The organism is Microbacterium sp., from assembly GCF_047602155.1.
Lineage (GTDB): Bacteria > Actinomycetota > Actinomycetes > Actinomycetales > Microbacteriaceae > Microbacterium.
Genome location: NZ_JASGHZ010000001.1, coordinates 766,435 through 787,445 on the forward strand (window position 1 = coordinate 766,435; position 21,011 = coordinate 787,445).

Here is a 21,011-nt window from a genome sequence, read left to right on the forward strand (position 1 = left end):
TCAGGCCTTCTTCGCCTCGAGGGCCGCGATCAGCTGCGGCACGACCTGGAACAGATCGCCCACGACGCCGAAGTCGGCGACGTCGAAGATGGGGGCGTCGGCGTCCTTGTTGATCGCGACGATGGTCTTCGCGGTCTGCATGCCGGCCTTGTGCTGAATCGCGCCGGATATGCCGAGAGCGACATACAACTGCGGCGACACCGAGACCCCGGTCTGCCCGACCTGGTGCGAGTAGGGGATGTAGCCGGCATCCACGGCGGCGCGCGAGGCGCCGACGGCGGCGCCGAGCACGTCGGCGAGCTGCTCGACGAGCACGAACTTCTCGGCCGAGCCGAGGCCACGACCGCCGGAGACGACCTTCGCCGCACCGCGCAGTTCGGGTCGGCTGGATGCCGCGACCTCCGCCTCGAACCCCGTCACGACAGCGGCCGGCGACGCCGACGGGGCCACCGTGAGCTGCTCGGCCACGAGCGGCACCGCCTCCGCGCGGGCTTCGATCGCACCCTGGCGCACCGTGATGACGGGCGCCCCGAAGGTCGAAGCCGAGGTGACGTTGAACGATCCGCCGTAGACCGAATGCTGCGCGAGCACGCCGTCGTCGTCGCGCGCGATGCCCACGGCATCCACCGACAGCGCGAGCGCCGCACGGACGGCGAACCGGCCGGCGACGTCGCGGCCCTCGATCGAGTTCGACACGAGCACGGCGTCGGGGTTCACCAGCGCGAACGCCGCCGCGAGGGCGTCGACCGCGGGCAGCGACAGCGTCGCGGCGTCGCCCGGCGCGTGCGTGAGCACGACGGCGGCGCCGAGGGCAGCGGCATCCGCGGCCAGCTCGACGTTCTCGTGCACGATCAGCGCCACCGGCGTGCCGACCTCGGCGGCCGCGCCGAGCAGGCCCGCCGACGACTTTGCCAGCTCGCCCGCGGGCGTGACGTCGAGGAGGACGAGGATCGAATCCGCAGCGAAATCCATCATGACAGCCCCTTACGCCAGCCGGTTCTCGATGAGGTACGCGGCGAGCTTGTCGCCGGCATCCCCCTCGTCGACGATCTTCACGCCCGCACCCCGCGGCGGTTTCTCGCTGACCGCCGTCATGATCGACTGCGGTGCGAGCGCCGGGTCGATGTCGACGCCGAGGTCAGCGAGCGACACGGTCTCGAACGGCTTCTTCTTCGCCGCCATGATGCCCTTGAAGTTCGGGAATCGCGCATCGGGCAGCGCCTCGGTGATCGAGATGACGGCGGGGAGGGATGCCGTCACCTGCGCGGCGCCGAAGTCCGTCGCGCGCGTCCCAGTGACCTCGCTCTCGGCGATCGTCACCGCCGACAGCGCGGTGGCGTGCGGCACGCCGAGGTGCTCGGCGAGCATCGCGGGGAGGACGCCGCCGGAGCCGTCGGTGGAGAGGTTCCCCGTGATGATCAGGTCGAATCCGGCGCGGCGTACGGCCGCCGCTAGCACTTTCGCCGTGACGCCGAGATCGGCGCCGGAAAGGGCCGGGTCGAGGACCTGGAGCGCGGATGCCGCGCCCATCGCGAGCCCCTTGCGCACCGTCGCGGCGGCCTCTTCGGGAGCCATCGACACGACCTGCACCTCGGTGCCCGGGTGCGCGTCGGCGTAGCTCAACGCGACCTCGATGGCCCGCTCGCCGATCTCGTCGAGCACCCGATCACCGGCCGCGCGGTCGGCCAGGCCGGTCTCGAGATTCAGCTTGCGGTCGCCATAGGTGTCGGGGACTTCCTTGACCAGCACCACGATCTTCATCGGCTCTCCTTCGGATGGGACCATTCTAGGAGGTGCGACTCGGTCCCGTGAATGGTGAGACGGGGGATCAGATAGCTCGGGTCTCAGAGGGCTCGTCCCGGCACCGAGATCGCCCCACAGACCTGCGCCGGCCACAAAAGCGCGCGATGCGCCCGACTCAGTTCGGCGACCCGCTGCTGGATCTCCGCGGGCATCCGCACGACGCGCCGCGTCGCGTGGTCGACGTTCAGCAGCAGACTCTCCAGGGTCGCCGCGACCCGCCGACCCTCCACGTCACGGAGGTAAGCGACGGTGTGCACGCCGCTCTCGGATGCCGCGACGAGCCGCACGTGCGTCGAGTACGGCGCCCCCAGCCGCAGCTCCGACAGGTACTGCGCGTGGTGGTCGACGGAGAACAGCCCGCACCGGTGGAGAGCCGGATACCCGAATCCGAGTCCGGCCGGCTCCAGCCCGCGGATCGTCGTCTCGGTCAGGATCCGCAAGAAGACGTTGACGTTCATGTGGTCGTTGAAGTCGATGTCGTCGGGCGAGACGACGCCCGTGTCGACGACCGCGAGCTGTTGCACGTCGTCATCGACCGGTCGCGCGCCTCTCACCTCGTCACTGCCGCATCGACACTCAGACGAGCGCCTTGACGCCCATGATCTCGCGGTACTCGGTCGGCGTGGCGACCTCGCGGCCCAGCGCCTCCACGATCTGCTTGACCTGCAGGAACGCCTCGAGGTTGCTCGTGATCTTCTGGTCCTTGTGCGGGTACTTCCACACCGTATCCTCCATCCCCACCCGGATGTGCAGACCGAGCAGCGCCGCCGCCGTCGCGAGGAAGACGGATGCCCGGCCCGCCGCACAGACGAGGATCTTCGCCTCGGGGTCGACATCCCGCACCAGCTCCACCATCCGCAGGAGCCCCGTGAACATCTGGTGCGGGTTCTCCATCGGGCTCGCGCCGGGAATCGAGGGCAGCACGCACCAGACCTGGCCGGGGCCGAGCAGACCGCTGCGGAACAGAAAGCGGTCGGCGTTGTTCACGTCGGCGTCCGTGTACACCGCGACGATCGGAGCGACGCCTGCTTCGAGGATGAGGCGGGTCTTCTCGATCATGAGCGGCGCGGGCTTGGCGAACAGCGCGTCGCCGTTGTAGAGCACAGCCGTGTTCACCGGCACGCCGTCGAGGATCTTCTCGTCGATCGCGAGCTTCATCTCGTCCCACTCGCCCTTGAGCGCCGTGACGTAGCAGCCGTCGACCGAGATGCCGGGGAACTCCTCGCGCAGCGGGTTCACGACCGCCGTGAAGCGCTCGCGATCCAGCACGTTGTAGCCGTTGTCACCGCGCATGTGCAGGTGGATCGCGCTGGCGCCGGCACGAGCGCACTGCTGCGCATCCTGCAGGATCTCGTCGACCGTGATCGGCTGGTGGGGGTTGGCGGTGCGCGTGTAGAACGCACCCGTGATGGCCGTTTGCACCACGATCTTGTCGGGCACGTCCCACTTCGGCTGAATCTCGCCCTCATGGAAGTACGAGTGCGAAGGGTCGATGATCTCCGGGAAGCCGTAGGGCCGCCAGATGAGGCGCCCCTCGGCGCGCTCGACGCCCTGCCGGACCCGATCCCAGTGGATGGTGTTGTCGTTCAATCCCATTGCGGTTGCTCCTCGATGTCAGTCGCCGACGGACTTGGCCAGCGGTTCGCCGACGTACTCGCCGTCCTGGATGTAGCGCAGCGGGCGCCCGGTCTCGATCTCCTCGACGACGTGGGCCATGAGGCCGGGTAGCACCGACAGCACGGCGAAGGCGACGGTCTGGTTCGGCGACCAGCCGAGGTCGCGCCCGATGGCCGCCAGCGCACCGTCGATGTTGATCGGGATGTTCGTCTTGCCGGTGCGCTCGCGGAACGCCCTGTCGATCGCCTGGAGCTGCCGGATCGACTCGCCGTCGAGGCCCAGCTCGGCGGCGAGGTCGAAGAGGATGTCGGCGCGGAAGTCGCTCGTCTTGTGGGTCGGGTGACCGAAGCCGGGCAGCCGCTTGCGCTGCGAGACGTACTCCTCGACGACCCGGGCCGCGCCTTCTTCGAGCGTGCCGTCGCCGCGGAGCTCGGCGGTGTGGTCGAGCAGATGGAAGGAGTGTTCGGGCGACAGCGTGTTGCTTCCCGCCGCGAGGATGCCGCCGGCGACCGCCGGGATGAACTGCGGGTTGCCCGAGGCGATGTAGCGTGCCGCGGTGATCGTCGAGGCGACGTAGCCGTGGTCGAGGAGGCTCGTGAGGATGCCGTCGACGAGCCGCGTCTCGGCGGCGCTCGGCAGCCGGCCGGTGATGGACAGGAAGGCGCCCTGCGTGTAGGTCGCCTTGCGCATGACGTCGGCGAGGGAGTAGCCGCGCAGGTTGACGACGCCCTCCGTCACTTCGCTGACGGCGGTGCTGAAGTAGGCCATCCGTTACTTTCCTTCCTGGGTTCGGCGTGCGTCGGAAGTGGCATCGGTGACGCCGCGCGCGCGGAGCTTGTGCTTCTCGACCTTCCCGGTCGGAGTCATCGGGAGCTCGTCGAGGAACTCCACGTAGCGGGGCACGGCGAACCGGGGCAGCAGTTCGGCGGCCCGTGCGCGCACCTCCTCGGCGCTCAGTCGCCGCCCCTCGCGGAGGACGATCGCGGCCATGACCTCCTGTCCGGCGACGGCGTCGGCGATGCCGTAGCACGCGACGAGCTCGACCGCATCGAGGGTGAGGACGGCATCCTCGACCTCCTTGGCCGAGACGAACTCGCCGAAGCGCCGCATCGCGTCGTCGACCCGGCCCTCGAACCACAGGTTGCCGCTCTCGTCGAAACGTCCCCGGTCGCCCGAGTGGAACCAGAGATTGCGGGAGGCGGCGATGGTCTTCTCGGGGTTGCCGAAGTAGCCCTGGAACATCGTGAACGGTTCGCGCGAGCGGATGCAGATCTCTCCGATCTCGCCCGTGGGGAGCTGTTCGTCGAGCTCGTCGCGGATCGTCACCTCGAACTCCGGGATGACCCGGCCGGAGGAGCCGATGGCGCGGTCGCCGTCGAGGCTCCCCCACGTGGGGATCGTCGCCTCCGTCGACCCGTAGGCGTCGATGATCCGCATGTCGAACCGGCGTTCCAGCTCGAGGTAGAGCTCCTTGGGGACCATGGCCCCGTAGGCGACCCGGATGGGGTTCTCCGGCTCGCCGTCCTGCGCGCCGAGCAGTGCCAGCAGCGCTCCGACGAAGACGAACACCGTCGCCTTCGCCTCGACGGTCTCCTGCCAGAACGTGGCCCGCCGGAAGCCTGTCGCGATGAAGACCTCGGCGCCGGCGACGACCGCCGCCATCACGCCGTAGCCCTGCGCCTGATTGTGGTGCAGCGGGAGGACGACGAAGATGCGGTCGTCGGGGCGGATGTCTGCCTGGCGACGCGCCTGCCAGCCGTTCATGTAGTGCTGACCGTACGGGAGGATCGCCCCCTTGGCGGGCCCCGTGGATCCTGAGGTGTACATGATCGCCTCGGGGTCGGCACGGGTGACCTCCGGCAGTTCGCCGATGTCGCTGTGTTCGAGCGCGGCGAGCGCTCTCGTCTCCAGTGGCGTGTCGGCCACCTCGACGCCGACGACGACGACCGTGCGCAGCTGGGGAAGCTCCGCGTGCAGCGACGTGAACTGGCCCAGGTGGCGTGCGTCGACGACGACGGCCGACGCCCCCGAGTTCCGCATGGCGTGCAGCAGTCGCTCGGGTCCCATCTCGGGGTTGAGCGGAACCTCGACGAGACCGGCGGTGGCCAGGCCGAACCACGCCGAGATGAACTCCGGCCCGTTGTCGAGCATGATCGCGACGCGGTCGCCCTTGACGAGCCCCAGCCCGAGGAAGCCGGACGCGGTGCGCTGCGCCCGCTCCCACACCTCAGCACGCGTCGCCTGCCCGCCCGCCCACGCGAGAAAGACGCGCTCCGGATCCTCGGCGGCATTGCGGGCAAGAAGCGCCGGCAGTGTCCGCAGCGCGGGCTCGTCCATCTTCATGACCGCAGGGCGCCTCGGGCGTCGATCCGGTTGCGCAGCAGTGCGAGCTCGTCGTCGGTCGGCCCGTCGGTGATCGGCACCGAGTCGGGCACGATGATCTCGAAGCCGGTCTTCTCGATGACCTCGTCCTTCGTGACCCCCGGGTGCACGGACTTCAAGCGGGCGCTGCGAGTCTCCTCCTCGAAGTCGAAGACGCACAGCGGCGTGATGATGGACGTCGGCCCCCCGTTGGGAAGCCCCAGCTCCTCACGCAGGTTCTTCTCACCGCGCCCGTACCCGAGCGCGGAGACGTAGTCGACGCGGTCGACGAGCACGCGCGGGTCGTGCGAGTTGGTGACGAGGTGCCAGGTGCCGTTCTGCGCCGTCGCGTTGGTCGTGCCGATCGGCCCGGGGCCGCGGAACTTCAGCTTCTGGTAGTCGCTGCCGATGCCGATCATGTTGGAGTTGCCGTACCGGTCGATCTGGATGCCGCCGCAGAAGAACACGCCGTTGGCGCGGTGCCGCTGGTTGTTGAGCAGCTGGTCGTGCTGGTAGTAGGCCTCCGACCATTGCATCGCGCCGACGTCGGTGATGAACTCGAACTCCTCGATGACGGGCGTGTCGCGCAGGTACGCCTTGGTCATGGCGATCATCACGGTCATGTTCGGGCCGTGGTGAAGGTGGCCGAGCAGGGCGCCGGCACGGGGCACGGGAAGGTTCGCCCCCACCTCGACCCACTGGCCGTCCTTGAGGTCGTGCGCGATCGCCGCGGCCATGACTTCCTTGGGGGACACGGGGAATGCGGTCTCGGTCATGTCAGCCTCAGAACTCGTTCAGGGACAGGAGCGTGCGGATGCCGATGCGCTCCAGATAGTCGGCGTGGTCGGCGGGGCCGGTGATGTACTCGGCGATGTAGGCGTCGAGCTCGGCGCGGTCGCCCGTCTTCAGCCACGCCGTCGCGGCGGCCAGGTACGTGTTGATGTGCCCGGCATCCGGCACGTAGTAGCCGTCGGCCGAGTACGGGTGCGCGCCGTACGGGGCACGGATGACGCCCGTCGCGCCCGGGATCGAGGTCTTGAGCGGGTCCGCCTTGATGCGCTCGGGCGAGACGACCTTCTCGACCGACACGTAGGTCTTCGTCGCGGCGTTGTACATCGAGATGTCGCCGTAGCGGGTGCCGTTGTGCTGCACGTTGCCGTAGACGTCGCTCGTGGCGGCGTGCAGGAACGCCACGTCGATGTTGATCGCCGGCACCGCGATGAGCAATTCATCGGTGAGCGGGTCGCGGTACTCCTTGAGCCGGGGGTTGATCTTCGGCAGGTCGGTGCCCACCCCCGCCTTCCAGGGGTTGTACGGCACGCGCTGCGCCGAGGCACGCAGCCCCGCGTAGAAGTGCGCCTCGTCGAGCTCGAAGATGTCGATCAGCCCGTCCTGGCCGGCCTTGCGGAAGGCAGGCCCGATGCCGGCGAAGCCCTCGGCGCCGACGTAGGGGGTGATGACGTGACTGGCGACGCCGGCGGCGATCAGCAGATCGGTCTCGAGTCCGGCCGACGCGGCGCCGACGACCGTGAGATCCTTGCGGCCGTCCTTGATCAGCTGACGGACGACCGCCATCGGATGCCCGGAGTTGATGAACCCGCCGATCGCGACGGTCATGCCGTCCTCGACGGCGGCCGCGGCATCCTCGACGGAGATGATGCGCGACGTGCGCGTGATGTCGGTCACAGCTTGGCCTCCCACTTCGGGGTTCCGGTGTTGCGGTAGTCGGTCGCGAACCACTGCGGGTGGCCGTGGATGACCTGCCCGCCGTCGATCGGCACGCTGACGCCGGTGATGAAGCCCGCCGACTCGTTTGACGAGAGGAACAGCACGAGTTGTGCGATGTCCTCCGGATTGCCCAGGCGCCCCACGGGCGTGTTCACCCCGAGCACCTCCTTGTGCGCGGCACCGTTCTCGCCGTTCAGCATCGGAGCGGTCATGCCGGTCTCGACGACGCCGGGCTCGATCGAGTTCACCCGGATGCGGTGGGTGCCGAGCTCGGAGGCCAGGCCCACGGCGAGCATCTTCACACCGGCCTTCGTGATGCAGTAGGCGCCGAGCAGGTCGGAGTACTGCGTCGCACCCGACGATGCGTTCAGCACGATCGACCCCCCGCGGCCGCCGGCGATGATAGCGTTCGCGGCCTCGCGGGCGACGAAGTACGTCCCGTGCAGGTTCACGTCGACGTGCCGGTTCCACTCCTTGATCGGCTCGTCGATCAGCTGCGCCATCTTGCCGTAGCCGGCGTTGGCGAAGAGGGCGTCGATGCGGCCGAAGCGGTCGACGACGGCCTGCACACCCGCCCGCACCGTGTCGTAGTCGATCTGATTGACGCCCGCGGCGTGCACCGCGGCGCCTTCTGCCTCACACAGCGCGACCGTCTCGGCGAGGATCTCTTCGACGCGGTCGAACACCGCGACGTCGTAGCCGCGGCGCGCGAAGCCCACCGCGGTGGCCTGTCCGATGTCGCCTGCGGCGCCCGTGACCAGGGCGACGGGACGTGTCTGTTCGCTCATTGCGCGGTGTACCCTCCGTCGAAGTTGACAATGGCTCCGGTCATGTACCGGGAGGCGTCGGATGCCAGGAACACGACGACCGGGCCGATCTCCTCGGGCTGACCGACGCGGCGCATCGGGATCTTCTTCAGCAGTGCCGCCGTGGCCGCCTCGTCGGCCAGGACCTCGGCCGGCATGTCGGTCGCGAAGTAGCCGGGGGCCAGTGCGTTGACCCGTACGCCCGAGCGCGCGGTGTCGAGCGCGAGTGCCCGCGTGAGCCCGGCCACGCCCGTCTTGCTCGCGACGTAGGCCGCCTGTCCGCGCACGCCGATCGTCGCGGCGAGCGACGCGATGTTCACGATGGCGCTCTCCCGGTCGGTGTTCCGGTGGCGCAGGAACGCCTGGCTCGCGGTGAACACGGCCGTGAGATTGACGTCGATGATGCGCGCCCAGTCGTCGTCGGTGACGTCGAGCACGTCCGCCTGGTGCGCCTGCGCCGCGTTGTTGATCAGGATGTCGGGGGCGCCGACTGTCTCGGCGACCTCGGCGAACACGGCGCGCAAGGCATCCGGATCGGTCATGTCGAGGGCGCGCGCGTGCGCCGCCCCGCCGAGGGCGCGGATGCCCTCGACCACGGCCTGCAGCCGCTGCTCGCGCCGCCCCGTGATGACCACCGTCGCGCCCGCCTCGGCCAGCGCCCGAGCGGCCTGCTCCCCCAGCCCGCCGGTCGCGCCGGTGACGATCGCGATGCGCCCGTCGAGGCGGAACGCGTCGAGCCCGCTCACAGCCGGATTCCCATCGAACGCGCGATGACGATCTTCTGGATCTCGCTCGTGCCGCCGCCGATCTCGAGGTACTTGCAATCGCGGTAGTGGCGAGAGACCGGGTACTCGTCCGTGAACCCGTAGCCGCCGAAGATCTGCACGGCTTCACGCGTCGCGGAGATGTAGTCGCGGGTCGCCGACAGCTTCGCCATCGAGGCGACGTTGACCGCATCCGGGTCACCCGCATCGACCAGCGCGGCGGCCTGCATCGTAAGGGCGTGGTTCGCCTCGATCGCGACGCGCATCTCGACGAGCTTCTCGGCGATCAGCTGGTGGCCCGCGATCGGCTTGCCGAACGACTCGCGCTGCTGCGCGTGCACGAGGCAGCGGTCGAGAAGGTCGCGCAGCGCCCCGACGCTCAGCGCGGCCAGCAGCAGACGCTCATTCGCGAGGCCCGGCAGCATCCCCGCCCAGCCCGTGTCGACCGCGCCGAGGACGGCGGATGCCGGAACGCGGACGTTGTCGAAGAAGACCTCACACAGATCGAGGCCCTTCAGCCCCATCTTCGAGAGCTTGCGGATGTCGACCCCCGGCAGCGTGGGGTCGATCATCAGCGAGGTGATGCCCTCTTGCTTGCGCCCACCCGTCGACGTGCGCACGCCGGTGATGATGACCTCGGACACAGCGGCGCCGGTGATGAAGACCTTCGACCCGTTGACCACGAAGTCGTCGCCGTCGCGGATGGCGGCCGTGCGCAGCGCGGCGGCGTCAGAGCCTGACCCCGGTTCGGTGAGGGCGAAGGCGACGTTCGCACCCTCCATGATGCGGGGCAGCCACTCGGCCTTCTGCTCGGGCGTGCCGAGCCGCTCGATCGCCTCGGCGCCCAGCACCCAGAGCGAGAAGTACGCCTGCCCGACGACGAGGTTGTGGCGGGCGAGCGTCTCGTGGATGACGACCAGATCCTGCGCCGAGGCGCCTCCCCCGCCGGCTTCCTCGGGCACGGGCAATGCCGCCCAGCCCTGCGCCGCGAGGGCGTCCATCACTTCGACGGGGTAGCGCGCCACACGGTCGATCTCGGCGGAGTACTCGTCGGTGACGATGCTCCGGCAGATCTGGTCGATCGCGTCGACCATCATCTGCTGGTCCTCGGTGAGAGTCACGTCGCTGGTCTCCTCGGTCGATCCCCGTTGGTCGTGTCTTGACTATCGCACACGTTGTCAGACAAAGTCAATATCTGACCGATACCCGTTCTGTCAGTTCCACACCGTATGATTGGCGCCATAGGTTAGCTCCGCGTGGAATCTGACAATCGATGGGAACCTGATGCCGGGCCAGTCCTCCTTGCCTTTCTCCGCCGTCCCTGTGCAGCGGCCGCGCCAGCAGGTCGAGGCGCAACTGAAGCGTGCGATCCTCGACGGCAGCCTGGCGGAGGGCTCACGGTTGCCGAGCGAACACACTCTGTCGCAGACATTTGGCGTCAGCCGCGCCACGATCCGCGAGGCGCTGCGTTCGCTGACCGAAGGAGGGTTGCTCGCCAAGCCCGGCACCACGAGTGGCCTCTACGTGCAGAGCGTCGACCACCGGGCTCTCGCCCGCGTGGTTTCCGACCGCTTGTCGAACATTCTCGATCTCGGCTCGGTGACTCCCGAAGAAGTGCACGCCTTCCGCGATCTGCTCGAAGTGCCCAGTGCCCGGATGGCCGCCCTGCACCGCAGCGACACGAACCTCGCCTCGCTGCGCGGCATCATCGACGAAGAACGTGCGACGACCTTCGACGACCCCGCCGTCACCGAACTGAACGCGCGGTTCCACTGCGAAGTTGCCGACGCCTCAGGCAACCGCGTCCTGTCATCGTTCGTCTCAGCCCTGCACCGCACAGCCCACCCGCTCGCCTTCGTCCATACCGACGAAGAACTCGGCCGCACCGCAGTCGCACACCATATCGCGTTGTTCAAGACTATTGAGCAGCAAGACCCGACAGCCGCAATGCGCGTCATGCACGACCACCTCGAGTACTTGCACGAGCACGCGTCGGCGACAGGCGCTACCGGCGCCGCCCCGGTTGCCGTCACACTCCCGCGCTAGGAAGCGCGACTACCGGCGGCAGCGGGCGCTGTTACTTTCTGACAAGCGATCAGGACATCACCCAACCGCCGTCGATGTTGATCGCCTGGCCGGTGATATACGCCGCGCGCTCGGAGGCGAGGAAGGTGATGAGGTCGGCCACCTCCTCGGGGCTTCCCACGCGCGCGGCGGGGACGGTACTGGCCGCAAAATCGGACCATTTCGTCGCGGCACCAGCCTCGGTCACCTGGGCGCTCGTCGCCGAGCGATCGGTCTCGATGACTCCCGGGCATACGGCGTTGACGGTGATGGCGTGCGGGGCGAGTTCGGCGGCGAGAACCCGCGTAAGGCCGGTCAATCCGTGCTTGCTCGCCGAATAGCCGGCGCGCTGCCGCAGCGGGATGCGCGCCGACAACGACGACACGTTGACAATGCGGCCATTGCTGCGCCGCAGCAGATGAGGGATCGCCGCCTTGCACACGAGGAAGACTCCGGTGAGGTTGACGTCGAGCTGCTCCTGCCACTCCGAAAGCGGCAACTCCCAACTCGCGGCGACGGGCCCCTCGCGACGTGCCGCCGCATTGTTGACGACGATGTCGAGCCCACCCCACTCCTGAACGGTCTCGTGGACGAGTGCTTCAACCGAGGCCTCGCTGGCGACATCGGCGTGGATGGCGACAGCCTCGCCGCCGGCAGCACGGATCTCCTCGACAACGCTGTGCACACCGCGCCACGGCGCATCCGGTGCGTAGTCGTGCCAACGGCCGCTGACAACGACTCGCGCGCCCTGGGCGGCGAGTTCGACGGCCGTTGAACGGCCGATGCCGCGCTGGGCTCCGGCGCCGGTCACGAGCGCCACCCGTCCGTCAAACGGCTTCATCATGCTGTCCCACCCTCGACTGGCCCGTCCGAGCCGGATTCTTGTTCGTCCTCCTCAGCGACTTCGGCCACCGAGGTCACTCCGAGGTACGAGTCGACGATGCGCTCATCTCCGGCATACTCCGACGCCGGGCCCGAACTCACTACCTCACCGAGCCGCATCAGGTAGACATAATCGGCGACGTCGAGCGCGGCGACATTCTGCTCGACCATGAGCACCCCAATACCCTTCGCGGCGATCGTCCGCACGCACTCGAGCACGACGTCGACGAACTTGGGTGACAGCCCCATCGTGGGCTCATCGAGCAGGATGACGCGCGGCACTCCCATCAAGGCTCGGCCGAGTGCGAGCATCTGCTGCTCGCCGCCGGAGAGCTGGCCCGCGCGGATCGCGCGACGTTCGTACAGCGCGGGGAACATCGCGTAGATCGCGTCCACCGTGCCAAGGTTGCCGTCCGTGCCTTCGCGCCCACGCGCGGCGAGCTGACCGAGTTGCAGATTCTCCGCCACCGTGAGCGGTGCAACCATGCGTCGCCCCTCCGGCACTTGCAGCACGCCGGCCTGCGAAATCCGGTGCGCGCGCATCCTGTCCAGTTGCAGCTCGCCAAGCGTGATGGACCCGCCCTTCACCGGCGCCATCCCTGAGATGCCGTTCAGCAGTGAAGACTTGCCGGCGCCATTGGCACCCAGCAGCAGCCGCACCGTGCCCGGTTCCGTTTCAACGGTGACGTCGCGCACAGCCTCCACCGCGCCGTACGAGACGCGTACGCCCTGGGCGACGAGTCGATCATTTGTGGCCAAGGTATGCCTCCCGCACTTCCGGGTCACGACTAACTTCTTCGGCCGTGCCGGTCGCGATCAATCGCCCACTGGACAGCACCCGCACGCGGTCGCACAGCGCCGCGATCATGTCCATGTCATGCTCGACCAGCAACTGTGTCACACCATCGTCGCGCAGTGACTTCATCACCGTCTCGACTTCGCGCTTCTCGTGCGGGTTCATTCCCGCCGCCGGTTCGTCCAGCAGCAGCAGTCGGGGCTGTGCCGCGATGGCGCGCGCGATCTCCACTAGGCGCTGCGTGCCGTATGCGAGCGAGCGAGCGTCCGCGCTGGCGACCGCGGCGAGTCCGGTACGTTCGAGTGCCGCGTCCACCAGACTGCGCTCCTTGCCACGCAGCTCAGCGTGCCACTCGGCGCCAAGTGTGATGTTCTCTCGCACCGAGAGCCCCCGGATGAGCCGTGTCCCTTGGAAGCTGCGGGCGACGCCGAGACGGGCGACCCGCCAGGTCGCCAGTCGGCGCCGATCTTCGCCGTCGATGATGATCTCACCGTCGTCGGCGCGCCGTGCCCCTGACAGCGCGGCGAGGAACGTCGACTTTCCCGAGCCGTTGGGGCCGATCAGACCTTCGATCGAGCCCTGCTCCAACTCGAGGTCGACTGCGTCGAGCGCGACGACGCCGCCGTAGCGCACCGTGAGGGCACGGACTGTCACCAGAGCGCTCATGAAACCGCCTCCTTCGAGTTCGCGTTCGCTTGCGAGCGCGCGCGGATGCGGGAGCGGATGTCGCGCCAGATACCGAGCAGACCGCCTGGAGCGAGCACCACCACCGCCACGAGGATCACGCCGTATGCGGCCAGTGACCACGCATCGAAGATCGCCACGAGGCTCGGCAGGAGCGTCATCAGCGCGGTGCCGATGTAGGCGCCCTTCCACGACGCCACGCCACCGATGATCACCATCGATAGGGTCGCGACGACGAGCTTGAATCCGCCCATATCCGGGGTGATGGCGTTGAACATGAACGCGTAGCACGCGCCTGACAGTGCACCCAGCGCACCCGCGACCGTGACGAGCCAGGCCTGCACACCGCGCACCGGGATGCCGACGGCGGACGCCACATGCGCGTCCTCTCGGATGCTCTCCACCGCGCGGCCCGCACGACCCCGCTCGTGCCACCACAGCAGGACGGCGACGGCGGCGGCGATCAGCACGACGGCGATCGTGTTCAACTGCGGCGGGATGCCGTACAGTCCCAGTGCACCGCCGGTCACCTCTGTCGGGCCGGTGCGAACGAGCACCTGAACGATGAGTACGAAGGCCAGCGACGCCATGCCGAGCACCATGCCAGACAGGCGGCGCATCGCGAACGCGACAATGAACGACACGACCGCGCCGATGAGGACGGCGGCGATGATCGCCAATACGGTTGGCCAGCCCTGGAAGGAGAGGATCGCGGCTGCGTAACCCCCGATCATCCAGGTTCCTACAGGAAGGAAGGAGAAGATGCCCGCCTTCAGCAGCATCTGCACACTGCCTGCGAGCACCGCGGAGACCGCGGCCTGCTGCAGCAGGATCTCGTTAGCGACGAACCAGTTCATCAGGCTCTCTCCGTCGTCGTCGCACCGAGCACTCCCTGCGGACGCAGGAGCAGCACGATGAGGATGATCACGAAGGCGGCAGCATCCTGCGCTTCGCCGCCCAGGGTCAGGAACGCGACGGTCTCCACGGCTGCCAGCCCGTAGGCGGCCAACGCCGTGCCCATGACGTTGCCAATTCCACCGACGATGATCACCGCGAATGCCTTGATCATCAGCGACTCTCCGGAGTGCGCGTTGAACCCGCTCAGCAGGATCGCCAGCAGTACGCCGGCGCCGGCAGCGAGGGCGCCCGACACCGCGAGCGTCGCCCGCGACAGCCGCTTCCCGTCGATGCCGAACAATGGCGTGATCCGGTCGTTGTAAGCCACGGCGCGCAGCCTGCCCTGGCGGGTGCGTTTGATCCACCAGGTCAGGGCGACTGCGACGATGATGCCGAAGACGAGCGTGAGGATCTGGATGTTCGTGATCGAGACGTCGCCGAAGCGGAACACCTCCGACTGGAACACCGACTGCGGGATGCTGACGATGCGGGACTCAGTCAGCTCCTCGGTGACATTGATCAGGATGCCGTTGAACCCGAACGTCGCCATGAGGAATGCCAGTTCCCGATTGAACAAGGTCTCCGACTTCGCGATGATCGGCGTGAAGGCCACCGCATCCATGACGACGGTGATGAGTGCTCCCACGAGCATCGCCACCGGCAGCAGGACGATCAGCGGCAGCCCCGTCACGGTGCCGATCACATAGGTGACTGTGGCACCGGTAACGAACACCGCACCATGCGCGAGGTTGAGGATGTTGGCGACACCCCAGGCCAGGGAAAGACCCATGGAGAACAGTCCATAGATCGATCCCAGGACCAGGATGTTGATGACTTGTTGCATCGGAAAAGCCCCCTCAGCCCACAGACCCGTCGACTACGGGGCGACGAACTTCTCGCCGTCCCAGACGATGAGCGCACCCTCGACGCGAGCGTCACGGTCCTTGAACGTGATGGGCCCGGGGCCGGCTTCGATGCCGTCCTGAGAGGCCTTCAGCAGGCCTTTCTGCACCTCGACAGGGTCAACCGAGTTCGCGTTCTTGATGCCGGTGACGGCGAACAGCACCATCGTGTAGCCCTCGGAGGCGTACGCGCTGGGCACCTCACCGTTGTGAGCCTTGCCCCATGCCTCCACGAACGCCTTTGTGCTCGGGAAGTCGAGCTCCGGCGAGAAGGCCACGACGCAGAACGCGCCCTTCGCCTTGTCACCCGCGGCGGCGAGAGTGCCCGAGGCGAAGTTGTTGTCGCCAACGAAGTGTCCTTTGAAGCCTTGGTCGCGCATCTGCGTGACGATCGTGCCGTTGGCGGTACCCTGCACGGCCAGTCCCACTGCGGTGTCCTCGCCCCAGTCGGCGACCTTCGTCGCCACCGACGAGAAATCGGTCTGCGACTGGGCGATGCCGATCGATTCGACGACCTCGATGCCGTTGTCAGCCAGGAGCGGCTTCATCGTGGTCTCGGCCCATGACTTGGTGCCGGGGTTGTCCGCCGTGTACACCAGGATCATCTTCTTGACGCCGAGCTCCTTGAGCCGATCGACGGCGGCCTGCTGGTAGGTCCCCTGCGGCGCCGTCGTGCGGAAAATGAAGTCGCCGGTCTCAACCAGCCCTTCGACCATCGCGCCATGGATCACGAGCGGGACCGAGCCGCGCTGCAGGATCGGGGCGATCGCGAGGTTCTCCGCGCTCGTCAGCGGCGACAGCACGACCGGCGGCTTCGCGGCGACAGCGGCACTGGCCAGCTGCACGGCGCGCTGCGGATCAGTCTTGGTGTCCTCGAACTTGATCGACAGCTTCGTATCGCCGAGGAACTTCTCCTCGTTGAGCTGTTGAATCGCGAACTCCTGGCCGGCCTGCGAGTCCTTGCCGATCAGGGATACAACACCCGACTGGTTCAATAGCGACGTCAGCTCGATCTCTGCCGGCAGTCCGCCGCCGCTGGACGACGACGGCTCCGGCTGGCCGGACGAGCACGCCCCGAGCGTGAGAGCCAGCGCTGCCGCCGCCGCAGTGACGGCAAGCATCCGCGTGGTCCGACGGCGCCGCATGCTGTGTGTGGACATTGGATTCCTCCTCATTGAGCAAGCCCAGACATTCACCCGACCCATTGTCGGGTGTCTTATCACCGAAGATTCGGCACTAGTCTGACAATACTAGAAAAGCACATGTCAGACCATTTAACAACCGCTATTCCCCGCAATCCCCACCTAAATCGAGAGACCTCCCCCATCGACCCGCCGACTCTCCGCGATCCGACGCCATCCGGTGCCAATTGTCTGAAATTGGACGAATGCATCAGCCACCGACGGCGGGATGAGCGTCCAGCTGCCGGCTTCGCCACGTGCCAGGACGCGGACCGCCCTCTGGGGTTCTCGACCGGGTAGTCACCAGGTGACGGGCACCTCGTGGATGCCGAAAGCCTGACCCGTGTTGTTCGTGAACCGCAGTTCCTCATACGGCACAGCCAGCTTGAGGTTCGGCAGCCGCGTGAACAACGTCCGGAAAGCGAGCTCCAGCTCGACCTTCGCGAGCTGCTGCCCGAGGCAGGTGTGGATGCCGGAGCCGAAAGCCACGTGATGCGACGTGTCGCGCTCGACGTCAAAAGCCTGCGGGTCGGGGAACTCCGCCGGATCGTTGTCAGCCGCCAGGAGCGAGGCGATGATGCCTTCACCCTTCGCAATCGTGATCCCCTTGAAGTCAACCTCCTCAAGAGCCGTGCGTGGCGCCTGGAAGTGCGCCGGTGTCGTATAGCGCAGGATCTCGGCGACGGCGCCGGGCAGCTTCGACCAGTCGTCCTTGACCTTCTGCAGCTGGTCTGGGTGCTCGAGGAACAGGACGACGCCGATCGACATGACATTCGCCGTGGTGTCCTGGCCGTTCACCAGAATGTTGCGCAGCAGCGTGATGGCATCCTTGTGATCGAGGTTCCCCGGCAGGATCTGCTCGTTGACGATGCGATTGACGACGTCGTTGCCTTCACGTGGACTGGCCTCGCGCTCAGACAGCAGCCGGTCGAAGTAGTCCCCCAGCGCGACACCCGCGTCGATCGCGGCCTGCGGATCTTTCGTGTGGAAGAACCGGGCGTTGGCCGTTTCGATGAAGAACAGGCGGTCTTCGGCGGGCACGCCCATGACGACCGCGACAACGGTGGTGGGGATCTCGTAGGCGAACAGCCTGCACAGATCTGCACCGGGGCCCGCAGCGACGAGGTTGTCCAGAGCGCGGTCGATAACCTCCTGGATCTGATCGCTGAACTCCAGCATGCGCTTGAGTGTGAACATCGGTGTGAACATCCGGCGCAGCCGCGAGTGTTCGGGCATGTCAATCTGGCCGAGCGCGGGCGGCTCGGCGTTGAGCACGGCCGCACGGCTCGACGTCGGCGACGGGTACTTCTCGGCATGCGGGTTCGCACTGAACCGATTGTCAGTGAGTAGCTCAACGACGTCGTCGTAGCGCGTAGCGAGCCACGCGACGTTGTCGTTCCACATCTTGATCTTGACTAGTGGGGCATCCAGCTGGCGCGCCTGTGCATACTCGACGGGAGGCAACACGGGGTCTGCGCCGCGTTCGAACGGGAAGGCCGCGAAGACCTCGGTCGGTGTGGTGGTCATGGCGTGTCCTCTCAGGTCGTGGCGACGGGTGCCGGTTTCCAGTCGGCGAGGCTGAATCCGCGTGTCCCGACGATGTCTGGGGTGGGTTTGGTGCCCTTTTCGAACAGGCGCCGCATCTTCATGTGCTCGCGCGCGCGGTTGAGGGACTCGAAGCAGACGAGCTCGCCCTCGTAGAAACAGTAGGCAGCGAAGTCGTGGTCGAGAGGGCTGCCGTGCACGATCACCTCGTCGACCTGGTTGCGCACGCCGACGATCTCCATGCGGTGCGGGCCGTAGACACTCCAGAACCAGGGCACCGCGGTGTACGGCTCGACGGTGCCGGCGAGTCGGCGCGCAACAGCATCGGCCTGGCCAAGCGCGTTGGCGATCGACTCGACGCGCAGGCGCGAACCGTCGCGGGTCGGATACGACGCGCAGTCGCCGATCGCGGAGATGTCGGGATCGCTCGTGACAAGATACTCGTCGGTCTCGATGCCGTTGCCGATCTTCAGACCCGCCGCCTCGGCGAGCGCGACCTCAGGAACGACGCCGATACACGCCAGTGCCAATGAGGTCTCGATGACGCGACCGTCGCTGAGCACGAGGCCCGTGAGCGCGCGGTCTTCCTCGAGGAATTCAGAGACGCCCACACCCAGCGAGAACCGGATGCCGCATGAGCGCAGGTACGACTCGATTGCCTGCACGGTCGGGGCGCTGACTTTTCCGCCGAGCGGCGCCTGCGCGAACTCGACGACCTCGACGTCGAGGCCGAGATCGGCAGCAACACTGGCCACTTCGAGCCCGAGGAAGCCGGCGCCGATCACGACGATCGAGGAATGCGCGCGCAACGCGTCGCGCAAACGCTGCCCGTCATCGACGGTGCGCAGCTGCACAAGACCGGTCAGGTCACGATCGGTCAGGGAGCGGTTGCGCGCGCCGGTGGCGAGGACGAGGTGTCCGTAGCCCACGTCGCCTTCGTCCGTCAGCACGACTTTGCGCGAACGGTCGATCGCCGTCACTCGCGCCCCGAACCGCGTGTGCAGATCCATCTGCGCGAAGTCTGCGTCCGAGGCTGAGTGCAACGCCTCGCGCCCCTCGGTGCCTTCGATGAAGCCCTTCGACAGCGGCGGGCGGTGGTAGGCCTCGGCCTCGCCCGCGATCAGCAGGACGCTGCCGGTGAACCCCCAGCTGCGGAGATTCAGTGCGGCGCCGACACCGGCCTCTCCCCCGCCGACGATAACAACGTCATAGGAATCCATGGCGATCAGTCCTCGAGCTTCAGCGCATGGGTCGGACACAGCCGCACCGCCGTCTCCACGGCCGCACGGCGCGAATCATCGGGGTGCTCCACGAGCACCTCGACAAGACCGGTGTCGTCATCCTGCGTGAACACATCGCCGGCGGCGCGCACGCACTGTCCGGCTCCGATGCATTTGTCGATCTCGGCGATGACCTTCATCAGTTTTCTCCTCGGGTCTCGAGTGGGGTGGACGGCGTCACACCAGGTCCACGTAGTCGTGCGTGCGGGCGATCTGCTCGCGGTCCTCCATCGTGATCATGGCGTCGGCCATGGATGTGGTGTGCCCGTCATGGCGCAGCAGTTCGAGCGCGCGTTGCATCGCGAACACCGCGGCGCGCTGCAGGTCGTTGGGAACGATGACGATACGGAAATCCATCTCGACGAGCTCGCGTGCGGAGAAGTCGGGGGCGGAGTTCCCTCCGATCATGCTGATCATCTTGGGGCCGGGCACCTCCTCGGCGACACGGGCGATCGACGGCCCGTCCCACAGCGACTCGAGGTAGACGATGTCGGCACCGGCGCGACCGTATGCGTTGGCGCGGGCGATCGCGGCATCCAGACCCTCCACCGACACGGCATCCGTACGCCCCACGATGAGTACGTCGGGATTGCTCACCGCTTCGCGCGCGATACTCAGCTTCTGCGACATCTCCTCGACAGAGATGAGGCGCTTTCCCGGCAAGGCACCGCAGCGCTTGGGCTCGTCCTGGTCTTCGAGGTGGAACGCGGCGATGCCGAGGTCGGCGAAGGCCTTCGCCGCCCGCCGGATGTTGGCGGGGCCACCGAAGCCGGTCTCGAAGTCAGCCACCACGGGAAGCGACGTCGCCTCGACGATGGGACGCAGCCGGTCGAGCGTCTCCGTCAAAGTGAGTAGCCCGATGTCGGGCAGCGCGGCCGACCGAGCGATCGCACCGCCACTCGCGTAGACGGCGCGGAACCCGGCCATCTCGGCGAGGCGGGCACCCAGCCCGTCATATACGCCCGGCAGCAGCACTGGACCCTCGTCTGCGCTGCGGGGTAGCCAGTCGGCCGTCATGTGTCACCCTCCCGATCGATCGCAGATGCCGTTCGCATCCCGTGGACAAACCCGTCGACGCCGAGGGTCGCGGCGATTTCGAGCGCGCCGATCAGTTCGTCCAGCGTCGCACCGTTCTGCATCGCCATCCGTGCGTGCAGCCGCACGCCGTCGGTATACATGTGCGCGACCGAAGCGTCGATGGCGACCATCATCAGCTCGCGAACCTTGCCTTCGAGCACACCGTGCTTCCACGGTGCGGCCGAGAGCTCCATATAGCTCGCGAAGAAGCCGGGCAAGTAGCGGGCCAGGCGCTCGCGACCGTCCGTCCAGTACCCGCGCATCGCAACGAACTCGTCCTTGATCTGCTTCGCCTGCGCTGTCAGCTCGGGTTCGCCGATCTGCTGGCCCGCCTCCGCGGCGACCTCCAGCAGCACAGGCAGCGAAGCTCCCACGGCGTGATTGCCGAGCGGGGCGATGCTTGCGAGCACGTCGGCGACCTCGGCGGCCGTCGCGCCGGCGGCCATGGCCACGGCGACCCAATGATCGATACCCTCTGCCGACAGCGTGCAGGCTGACGCACGGACCGCGAGCGCGACAAGTGCCGCGACCTTCGGCTCGAGCCGGGCGCTGTGCGCGGAGGCGTCGCCGAAGCCGATGACGGCGTCGTAGAGTTCGGGCGCCGCGGAGCGGCCGGTCACCTCA

At 67.5% G+C, this 21,011-nt stretch carries 23 protein-coding genes; 1 reads left to right on the forward strand and 22 read right to left on the reverse strand.

Annotated elements, in window-relative coordinates; translation table 11 throughout:
• The 11 genes from QM720_RS03540 to QM720_RS03590 all read right to left on the reverse strand — a co-directional run bounded on the left by QM720_RS03540 (position 1) and on the right by QM720_RS03590 (position 10,200).
• On the reverse strand, positions 1–975 hold the full coding sequence (locus QM720_RS03540) for an electron transfer flavoprotein subunit alpha/FixB family protein (RefSeq protein ID WP_415124775.1): 975 nt from the start codon (positions 973–975) through the stop codon (positions 1–3).
• A 9-nt stretch (positions 976–984) separates the two neighbouring features.
• Positions 985–1,761, reverse strand: coding sequence for an electron transfer flavoprotein subunit beta/FixA family protein (locus QM720_RS03545; protein WP_415124776.1), 777 nt, complete (start codon positions 1,759–1,761; stop codon positions 985–987).
• An 83-nt stretch (positions 1,762–1,844) separates the two neighbouring features.
• Positions 1,845–2,327 (reverse strand): thioesterase family protein, encoded by a 483-nt coding sequence (locus QM720_RS03550; protein ID WP_415124777.1) that lies wholly within the window; start codon positions 2,325–2,327, stop codon positions 1,845–1,847.
• Positions 2,328–2,379: 52 nt separating this feature from the next.
• Entirely contained in the window at positions 2,380–3,399 is a 1,020-nt protein-coding gene (locus QM720_RS03555) for a 3-keto-5-aminohexanoate cleavage protein (RefSeq protein ID WP_415124778.1), read from the reverse strand.
• A gap of 18 nt (positions 3,400–3,417) precedes the next feature.
• Positions 3,418–4,188: a citrate/2-methylcitrate synthase gene (locus tag QM720_RS03560; protein WP_415124779.1), complete on the reverse strand. Its 771-nt coding sequence runs from the start codon at positions 4,186–4,188 to the stop codon at positions 3,418–3,420.
• Positions 4,189–4,191: 3 nt separating this feature from the next.
• The gene (locus QM720_RS03565; protein WP_415124780.1) at positions 4,192–5,763 is read right to left on the reverse strand and encodes an AMP-binding protein; all 1,572 of its coding nucleotides are present in this window, start codon (positions 5,761–5,763) and stop codon (positions 4,192–4,194) included.
• Positions 5,760–6,557 (reverse strand): CoA-transferase, encoded by a 798-nt coding sequence (locus QM720_RS03570; protein WP_415124781.1) that lies wholly within the window; start codon positions 6,555–6,557, stop codon positions 5,760–5,762. Before QM720_RS03570 ends, QM720_RS03565 begins: the two co-directional genes overlap by 4 nt.
• A 7-nt stretch (positions 6,558–6,564) precedes the next feature.
• Positions 6,565–7,467 (reverse strand): CoA transferase subunit A, encoded by a 903-nt coding sequence (locus QM720_RS03575; protein WP_415124782.1) that lies wholly within the window; start codon positions 7,465–7,467, stop codon positions 6,565–6,567.
• A complete protein-coding gene (locus tag QM720_RS03580; RefSeq protein WP_415124783.1) occupies positions 7,464–8,297 on the reverse strand; it encodes an SDR family NAD(P)-dependent oxidoreductase in 834 nt (277 codons plus the stop codon). The genes QM720_RS03575 and QM720_RS03580 overlap by 4 nt, the downstream gene beginning before the upstream one ends.
• On the reverse strand, positions 8,294–9,061 hold the full coding sequence (locus QM720_RS03585) for an SDR family NAD(P)-dependent oxidoreductase (protein ID WP_415124784.1): 768 nt from the start codon (positions 9,059–9,061) through the stop codon (positions 8,294–8,296). The genes QM720_RS03580 and QM720_RS03585 overlap by 4 nt, the downstream gene beginning before the upstream one ends.
• On the reverse strand, positions 9,058–10,200 hold the full coding sequence (locus QM720_RS03590) for an acyl-CoA dehydrogenase family protein (RefSeq protein WP_415124785.1): 1,143 nt from the start codon (positions 10,198–10,200) through the stop codon (positions 9,058–9,060). Before QM720_RS03590 ends, QM720_RS03585 begins: the two co-directional genes overlap by 4 nt.
• Before the next feature lie 163 nt (positions 10,201–10,363).
• Between QM720_RS03590 and QM720_RS03595 the strand changes: the two genes are divergently transcribed.
• Positions 10,364–11,125: a FadR/GntR family transcriptional regulator gene (locus tag QM720_RS03595; RefSeq protein ID WP_415124786.1), complete on the forward strand. Its 762-nt coding sequence runs from the start codon at positions 10,364–10,366 to the stop codon at positions 11,123–11,125.
• A 49-nt stretch (positions 11,126–11,174) separates the two neighbouring features.
• On the opposite strand, the gene QM720_RS03600 is transcribed toward QM720_RS03595, so the two are convergent.
• The 11 genes from QM720_RS03600 to QM720_RS03650 form a co-directional block, all read right to left on the reverse strand.
• Complete coding sequence (locus tag QM720_RS03600) at positions 11,175–11,984, reverse strand: SDR family NAD(P)-dependent oxidoreductase (RefSeq protein ID WP_415124787.1); 810 nt, start codon at positions 11,982–11,984, stop codon at positions 11,175–11,177.
• A complete protein-coding gene (locus tag QM720_RS03605; protein WP_415124788.1) occupies positions 11,984–12,721 on the reverse strand; it encodes an ABC transporter ATP-binding protein in 738 nt (245 codons plus the stop codon). Before QM720_RS03605 ends, QM720_RS03600 begins: the two co-directional genes overlap by 1 nt.
• Before the next feature lie 49 nt (positions 12,722–12,770).
• A complete protein-coding gene (locus QM720_RS03610) occupies positions 12,771–13,487 on the reverse strand; it encodes an ABC transporter ATP-binding protein (protein ID WP_415124789.1) in 717 nt (238 codons plus the stop codon).
• The gene (locus QM720_RS03615; RefSeq protein ID WP_415124790.1) at positions 13,484–14,362 is read right to left on the reverse strand and encodes a branched-chain amino acid ABC transporter permease; all 879 of its coding nucleotides are present in this window, start codon (positions 14,360–14,362) and stop codon (positions 13,484–13,486) included. Before QM720_RS03615 ends, QM720_RS03610 begins: the two co-directional genes overlap by 4 nt.
• Positions 14,362–15,246, reverse strand: a complete 885-nt coding sequence (locus QM720_RS03620; RefSeq protein WP_415124791.1) for a branched-chain amino acid ABC transporter permease — start codon at positions 15,244–15,246, stop codon at positions 14,362–14,364. Before QM720_RS03620 ends, QM720_RS03615 begins: the two co-directional genes overlap by 1 nt.
• A 33-nt stretch (positions 15,247–15,279) precedes the next feature.
• Positions 15,280–16,464: an ABC transporter substrate-binding protein gene (locus QM720_RS03625; RefSeq protein ID WP_415124792.1), complete on the reverse strand. Its 1,185-nt coding sequence runs from the start codon at positions 16,462–16,464 to the stop codon at positions 15,280–15,282.
• 321 nt (positions 16,465–16,785) lie between these two features.
• Entirely contained in the window at positions 16,786–18,012 is a 1,227-nt protein-coding gene (locus QM720_RS03630) for a cytochrome P450 (protein ID WP_415124793.1), read from the reverse strand.
• An 11-nt stretch (positions 18,013–18,023) separates the two neighbouring features.
• Positions 18,024–19,250 carry an NAD(P)/FAD-dependent oxidoreductase gene (locus QM720_RS03635; protein ID WP_415124794.1) on the reverse strand — a complete coding sequence of 409 codons (1,227 nt, stop codon included), beginning with the start codon at positions 19,248–19,250 and terminating at the stop codon, positions 18,024–18,026.
• 5 nt (positions 19,251–19,255) lie between these two features.
• Positions 19,256–19,450 carry a ferredoxin gene (locus tag QM720_RS03640; protein WP_415124795.1) on the reverse strand — a complete coding sequence of 65 codons (195 nt, stop codon included), beginning with the start codon at positions 19,448–19,450 and terminating at the stop codon, positions 19,256–19,258.
• Positions 19,451–19,487: 37 nt separating this feature from the next.
• Complete coding sequence (locus tag QM720_RS03645) at positions 19,488–20,327, reverse strand: isocitrate lyase/PEP mutase family protein (protein WP_415124796.1); 840 nt, start codon at positions 20,325–20,327, stop codon at positions 19,488–19,490.
• Entirely contained in the window at positions 20,324–21,007 is a 684-nt protein-coding gene (locus QM720_RS03650; RefSeq protein ID WP_415124797.1) for a carboxymuconolactone decarboxylase family protein, read from the reverse strand. The genes QM720_RS03645 and QM720_RS03650 overlap by 4 nt, the downstream gene beginning before the upstream one ends.
• Positions 21,008–21,011 lie beyond the last annotated feature (4 nt).